Genomic DNA, 6,196 nt, shown 5'->3' with positions numbered 1-6,196 from the left:
GCCGGCGGCCGCCGGGGCCGCGGTGGCGCCCGCGGTGTTGCTGGCGGCGGTCGGCGGCGTGGTGGCCTGGCGCTGCTGGGTCACATTGGAGGATTGGCGGCCGACGCTGCTGCCGCCGCCGGCGCGGCGGGCTTCGGCGTCAAACGACGCCGTCACCAGCGCAGCGCCGGAGATGGCGATGAGCGCCGCGGCGACAAACCGCGAGAAACAGAATTTGGTCATGGATTTGCTCCCTCGTACCCGCGCTTCCCGCTGCCCCGAGCAGCGGAAAGCCGCACGGATCGTGCGGCCGTTCAGCGCGACTTTCTTACAATAATCTGAATGACGTAAGAATAACGGACAAGCCGTCGCCCCACAAGTTCCCCCGGGGCAAAGAAAAGCCGTATCGGACCCAGGGCAGGTCAGCCCAGGCGCACGCCCTCATGCAGGGCGGCGATGCCGGCCGTAAGGTTGAAGTACTGCACCCGCTCCAGGCCGGCGGTGCGCAGCATGTCCGCCAGGGTTTCCTGGTCGGGGTGCATGCGGATCGATTCCGCCAGGTAGCGGTAGCTGGCTTCGTCCTTGGCCACGGTCTTGCCCAGCCAGGGCAGCACGTTGAAGGAGTACCAGTCGTAGGCCGGCGCCAGCGGCTTGGCGATGCGGGAGAATTCCAGCACCAGCAGCTTGCCGCCCGGCTTGAGCACGCGGGCCATCTCGGCCAGCGCGCGGTCCTTGTGGGTCATGTTGCGCAGGCCGAAGGCCACGCTGACGCGGTCGAAATACCCCGTCGGGAACGGCAGGCGCTCGGCGTCACAGACAGCGGTGGGCACCAGCAGGCCGGCGTCGGCCAGGCGGTCGCGGCCGACCCGCAGCATGGAATCGTTGATGTCGGTCAGCCAGACCTCGCCGGTGGGGCCGGCGCGCTTGGCGAAAGCCTTGGCCAGATCGCCGGTGCCGCCGGCGATGTCCAGCACCTTCATGCCGGGTCGGATGGCGGCGCGGCCGATGGTGAAGGCCTTCCAGACGCGGTGCAGGCCGGCCGACATGAAATCGTTCATGATGTCGTAGCGCTGCGCCACCGAATGGAAGACTTCGGCGACTTTGCGGGCTTTTTCGCTTTCCGGCACCGATTGGAAGCCGAAATGCGTCGATTGGGACGCGGAATCCGCGGAATGTTGCGATTCGGAGGGGTTTTGCATGGTGAATTCCCGATATATCGTCCAATGGTAGCCTATCGGGGCCCGCCGGATGCCGCCCGCGGGCGGCGCAAGGCACCCTGCGGTCACATACCTGAAATATTGCGGCCATACTATCGCAATGTTCGCGCCGCGCCGGCGCTCCGAAGCGTGCCCTATCCGCCATGTCCAGCACCATCCTCGTCGTCGAAGACGAACCCGCCATCCAGGAACTGATCGCCGTCAACCTGTCCTTCGCCGGCCACAAAGTGCTGCGCGCCTTCGACGCCGACCAGGCCCAGACGCTGATCCGCGCCGAGCTGCCCGACCTGATCCTGCTGGACTGGATGCTGCCCGGCACCTCCGGCCTGGCCATGGCGCGCAAGCTGCGCAACGACGAGCGCACCCGCGCCGTCCCGGTCATCATGCTGACCGCCAAGGGTTCCGAGCAGGACAAGGTCGACGGCCTCGAAGCCGGCGCCGACGACTACATCACCAAGCCCTTCTCGCCCAAGGAGCTGATGGCCCGCATCAAGGCCGTGCTGCGCCGCCGCGCGCCGCAGCTGACCGACGACGTGATCGACGTGGGCGGCCTCAAGCTGGACCCCGTCACGCACCGCCTGTCGGGCAACAGCCAGTCGCTGCAGATCGGCCCCACCGAATTCCGCCTGCTGCACTTCTTCATGACCCACCCGGAACGCGTGTTCTCGCGCTCGCAACTGCTGGACCAGGTCTGGGGCGATCACGTGTTCGTCGAGGAACGCACCGTCGACGTGCACATCCGCCGCCTGCGCAAGGCGCTGGAGCCCAGCGGCCACGATGCGCACGTGGAAACGGTGCGCGGCAGCGGCTACCGGTTTACGGCACAGGTCCCGGCGCGGTAAAACACCCGCACGATGATCTGGCTGCGCACCCTTGTCCTGGTCGCCCTGTGGGCGGCGATCGCGCTATTGGCGCAATGGCTGATCGGCGACCCGGCGGGCTGGGCGCTGTTCAGCGCCGCGCTGGTCACCATGCTGCTGTGGCGCAGCTGGCGCCTGCACCTGGTGTCCCATTGGGCCCGGCACCCCGACACCTCCCCTCCCGCCTCGGTCGGCCCCTGGGACGACATCCTCGCCCCCCTCTACCGCTACACCCGGGCCCGCGCCCGCGAACTGGCCGAGACCCGCGACACCATGCAAGGCATGCTGGCGGCCGCCCAGGCGCTGCCGGACGGCGCGGTCACGCTCAATGAAGACTTCCAGATCGACTGGTGCAACCGCATGGCGCGCCAGCACCTGGGCCTGCGCCTGCCGGCCGATCGCGGCCACAACCTGCTGAACCTGCTGCGCGCGCCGGAATTCGTCGAATACGCCCACCGCGCCTCCTGGCCCGATCCGATCCTGGTGCGCCTGGGCCAGAACGGCCAGGAACGGCTGATGATGATGCAGCTGACGGCCTACGCCAGCAACCAGCGCCTGCTCATCACCCGCGACGTCACCCAGATCGAGCGCCTGGAGACCACCCGCCGCGATTTCGTCGCCAACGTCTCGCACGAACTGCGCACGCCGCTGACGGTGCTGGCCGGCTTCCTGGAAACGCTGCGCGACATGCCCGCCGACGCCCTGCCGCCCGAGCAGCGCGCGCAGTACCTGGACATGATGCACGAGCAGGCCCAGCGCATGCAGGCCATCGTCGAGGATCTGCTGACGCTGTCGACGCTGGAATCGTCGCCGGGCAGCGACCCGCGCGCGGTCAACATGGGCGCGCTGCTGCAGAAGGCGCGCCAGCAGATCGAGGCCCTGTCCGGCGGGCGCCATGTGATCGAATGGCACATCGACGAAACCCTGGACGTGCTGGGCGCCGAGACCGAGCTGACCTCGGCCCTGTCGAACCTGCTGACCAACGCCGTGCGCTACACGCCCGACGGCGGCACCATCACCGTGCGCTGGGAACGCGAAGCCGATGGCAGCGGCCGCTACAGCGTGCAGGACACCGGCATCGGCATTCCCGCCCGCCATATCCCGCGCCTGACCGAACGCTTCTACCGCGTCGACCGCGGCCGCTCGCGCGCCGTCGGCGGCACCGGGCTGGGGCTGGCGATCACCAAGCACATCGCCATGCGCCACGACGCCGAACTGTTTATCACCAGCGAACCCGGCAAGGGCAGCGTGTTCGCGCTGCGCTTTCCCCCCGACCGCATCGCCGTCGATCCGTCCGCCTGAAGCGGCGTCACGCCACGCGCGGGATCCGCGCCGCAATCGCGGCGCGGATGGTAAATTTCCCGCCATGCGCATCCTGGTCATCGAAGACGAACCCAAGCTGGCCGACTACCTCAAGAAAGGGTTGTCGGAGCAAAGCCACGTCGTCGACCTGGCGCGCGACGGCGTCAACGGCCTGCACCTGGCGCTGGAAGGCGCCTACGACCTGATCGTGCTGGACGTGATGCTGCCCGGCGTGGACGGCTTCGGCATCCTGGCCGCCGTGCGCGCCACCAAGGACACCCCGATCCTGATGCTGACCGCGCGCGACGCCGTCGAGGACCGCGTGCGCGGGCTCGAAGGCGGCGCCGACGACTACCTGGTCAAGCCCTTCGCCTTCTCCGAGTTGCTGGCGCGCGTGCAGGCCCTGCTGCGGCGCGGCCGTTCGCAGGAGCCCACCGTGTTCCGCCTGGCCGACCTGGAACTGGACCTGGCGCGCCGCAAGGTCGCGCGCGGCGGCCGGCGCCTGGACCTGACCGCCAAGGAATTCAACCTGCTGGCCCTGCTGCTGCGGCGCCAGGGCCAGGTGCTGTCGCGAACCACCCTGGCCGAGCAGGTCTGGGATATGAACTTCGACAGCGACACCAACGTCATCGACGTGGCCGTGCGGCGCCTGCGCGGCAAGCTGGACGACCCGTTCGAGGCCAAGCTGCTGCACACCGTGCGCGGCATGGGCTACGTGCTCGAATCGCGGCCGGAGCCGGCGCGCGAATGAAAGCGCCGCGCGTGCGCTCGATGCAGGCGCGCCTGACCCTGCTGCTGGGCGCCATCGCCCTGCTGGTTTCCAGCCTGGCCGGCGCCACCCTGTTCTGGGCCCTCAAGCGCGAGGTCGAACGCCAGGAGATCACCGAGGTCAGCGGCAAGCTGGAGCTCATCAACCACCTGATCGACATGCAGAACAACGCGCGCGGCCTGCACGACCTGGCCGCCACGTTCGACGACATGCGCACCGGCCAGAGCCAGCTGGGCATCTGGATCGTCGACGCGCAGGGGCATCCGGTCTACGGCGGCGACGCGCCCCTGACATTGCAGACGCTGCCCGACCGGCAGGTGCTGCTGCAACTGGCCGACGGCAGCCGCATGCGCGGCCTGCGCGTCGCGGTCGACGACCGCATCCTGCCGGGCGCGCAGCTTACCGTGGCGGTCAGCACCCGCACCAGCTCGCAGTTCCTGTACGCCTACGGCACCGCGCTGGCGCTGATCTGCGCGCTGTGGGTCGGCGCCACCGTGGTGCTGGCGGCCTGGGCGGTGCGCCGCAGCATGGCGCCCACCCGCCGCCTGTCGGAACAGGCCGCCCGCATCCAGCCCGACAACCTGGCCGTGCGCCTGCCGCTGCGCGACACCGACCGCGAGCTGCACGAGCTGGTGCTGTCTTTCAACCGCACGCTGGAGCGCCTGCAGGCCGCCTACCAGCAGATGGAAGGCTTCAACGCCGACGTCGCGCACGAACTGCGCACGCCGCTGGCCACGCTGATCAACGGCACCCAGGTGACCCTGTCCAGCGGCCGCGACGCGGCCGAGCTGCGCGATGCGCTGGAATCCAACCTGGAGACGCTGGAAGACCTGAAAACGCTGGTCAACGACATGCTGTTCCTGGCGCGCGCCGACCGTGGCGAACGCGCCGCCGACCTGGCGCCGGTATCACTGGCCGCCGAAGCCCGGCGCGTCGCCGACTTCTACGAGGCGGCGCTGGAAGACCGCGGCGTCACGTTGCGTTGCGACGGCGACGCCGTCGTCGCCGCCAATCCGGGGCTGGTGCGCCGCGCGCTGGCCAACCTGATCTCCAACGCCATCAAGGCCACGCCGCGCGGCGGCGAGATCGTGCTGGCCTGCCAGCCGCGGCCGGCCGGCGCGCGGGTCGAAGTGCGCAACCCCGGGGCGCCAATCCCCGAGGCCGACCTGCCGCGCATCTTCGACCGCTTCTTCCGCTCGGGCCAGGCGCGCGCGCCGCGCAGCGAGGGTCACGGGCTGGGCCTGGCGATCGTGCGCGCCATCGCCCGCATGCACGGCGGCGAGGTCGACGCGGCCTCCGGCCCCGGCGGCACCGTAGTCGGCATCACCCTGCGCGGGTCGGACCCGGACACCGCCGGCAACCACATTACAAAGAAGTAATCTTCGCGACAGAACCGGGTCACCCCGGTTTTCCTAAAGTGCCCCTCATGGTCAACCCCCATCAAGGGAACAGCATGAACGGCACTTTGCTCCGCATCACCCAGATCACGGCCCTGGCCGCCCTGCTCGGCACCGGCACCGCCTTCGCGGCCGGCGCCCATGGCGAACACGCCGGCCACGCCATGCCGGCGGCCTCCGCCCCCATCGGCACGCCCGGCGACGCCGCCCGCGTCACCCGCAGCATCGACATCGACATGACCGACGCCATGCGCTTCACGCCCGCGCAGGTACAGGTCAAGGCCGGCGAAACGGTGCGCTTCAACGTGCGCAACTCGGGCCGCATCCGCCACGAGATGGTGCTGGGCAGCGACGCCGACCTGCAGGCCCACTACGCCATGATGATGAAGGACCCCGGCATGCGCCACGAAGAGGCCAATGCCGTGTCGCTGGACGGCGGCAAGAGCGGCCGGATCGTCTGGAAGTTCGACCGCGCCGGCACCGTGTCCTTCGGCTGCCTGGAACCCGGCCACTACGCCGCCGGCATGAAGGGCGCGGTGTCGGTGCAGTAGCGCCGCCGCGGATCCGTCATGACAGCCTTCCCCATTCCCGCCCGCCGCCGCTTCGTGCAGGGGCTGGCCGCCGGCGGCGCGCTCGCGGCGCTGGGCCGCTGGCGCGCCGCCGCCGCGAGCC

At 69.8% G+C, this 6,196-nt stretch carries 6 protein-coding genes and 1 pseudogene; 5 read left to right on the top strand and 2 right to left on the bottom strand.

Translation table 11 applies throughout. The features are described 5' to 3' along the window. A pseudogene (locus HV742_RS31870) lies at positions 1-222 on the bottom strand (Tim44 domain-containing protein); the annotation flags it as partial. A gap of 179 nt (positions 223-401) precedes the next feature. Continuing rightward, positions 402-1,178, bottom strand: coding sequence for a bifunctional demethylmenaquinone methyltransferase/2-methoxy-6-polyprenyl-1,4-benzoquinol methylase UbiE (gene ubiE / locus HV742_RS31865; protein ID WP_054418993.1), 777 nt, complete (start codon positions 1,176-1,178; stop codon positions 402-404). Between the two features lie 161 nt (positions 1,179-1,339). On the opposite strand from ubiE, the gene phoB reads away from it, so the two are divergent. The 5 genes from phoB to HV742_RS31840 all read left to right on the top strand — a co-directional run bounded on the left by phoB (position 1,340) and on the right by HV742_RS31840 (position 6,075). Beyond that, positions 1,340-2,038 carry a phosphate regulon transcriptional regulator PhoB gene (gene phoB, locus HV742_RS31860; protein WP_006386862.1) on the top strand — a complete coding sequence of 233 codons (699 nt, stop codon included), beginning with the start codon at positions 1,340-1,342 and terminating at the stop codon, positions 2,036-2,038. Between the two features lie 12 nt (positions 2,039-2,050). After that, on the top strand, positions 2,051-3,358 hold the full coding sequence (gene phoR, locus HV742_RS31855; protein WP_049070940.1) for a phosphate regulon sensor histidine kinase PhoR: 1,308 nt from the start codon (positions 2,051-2,053) through the stop codon (positions 3,356-3,358). A 64-nt stretch (positions 3,359-3,422) separates the two neighbouring features. Beyond that, complete coding sequence (locus HV742_RS31850; protein WP_054418990.1) at positions 3,423-4,109, top strand: heavy metal response regulator transcription factor; 687 nt, start codon at positions 3,423-3,425, stop codon at positions 4,107-4,109. After that, positions 4,106-5,506 (top strand): heavy metal sensor histidine kinase, encoded by a 1,401-nt coding sequence (locus HV742_RS31845; RefSeq protein WP_175147270.1) that lies wholly within the window; start codon positions 4,106-4,108, stop codon positions 5,504-5,506. The genes HV742_RS31850 and HV742_RS31845 overlap by 4 nt, the downstream gene beginning before the upstream one ends. A 74-nt stretch (positions 5,507-5,580) precedes the next feature. Further along, positions 5,581-6,075: a cupredoxin domain-containing protein gene (locus tag HV742_RS31840; protein WP_175147269.1), complete on the top strand. Its 495-nt coding sequence runs from the start codon at positions 5,581-5,583 to the stop codon at positions 6,073-6,075. The last annotated feature ends 121 nt before the right edge of the window (positions 6,076-6,196 follow it).

This window comes from Achromobacter ruhlandii, assembly GCF_902859695.1.
Taxonomy (GTDB): domain Bacteria; phylum Pseudomonadota; class Gammaproteobacteria; order Burkholderiales; family Burkholderiaceae_B; genus Achromobacter; species Achromobacter ruhlandii.
The sequence above is the reverse complement of the archived record's forward strand: the minus strand, read 5'-3'. Positions and strand labels throughout refer to the sequence as shown.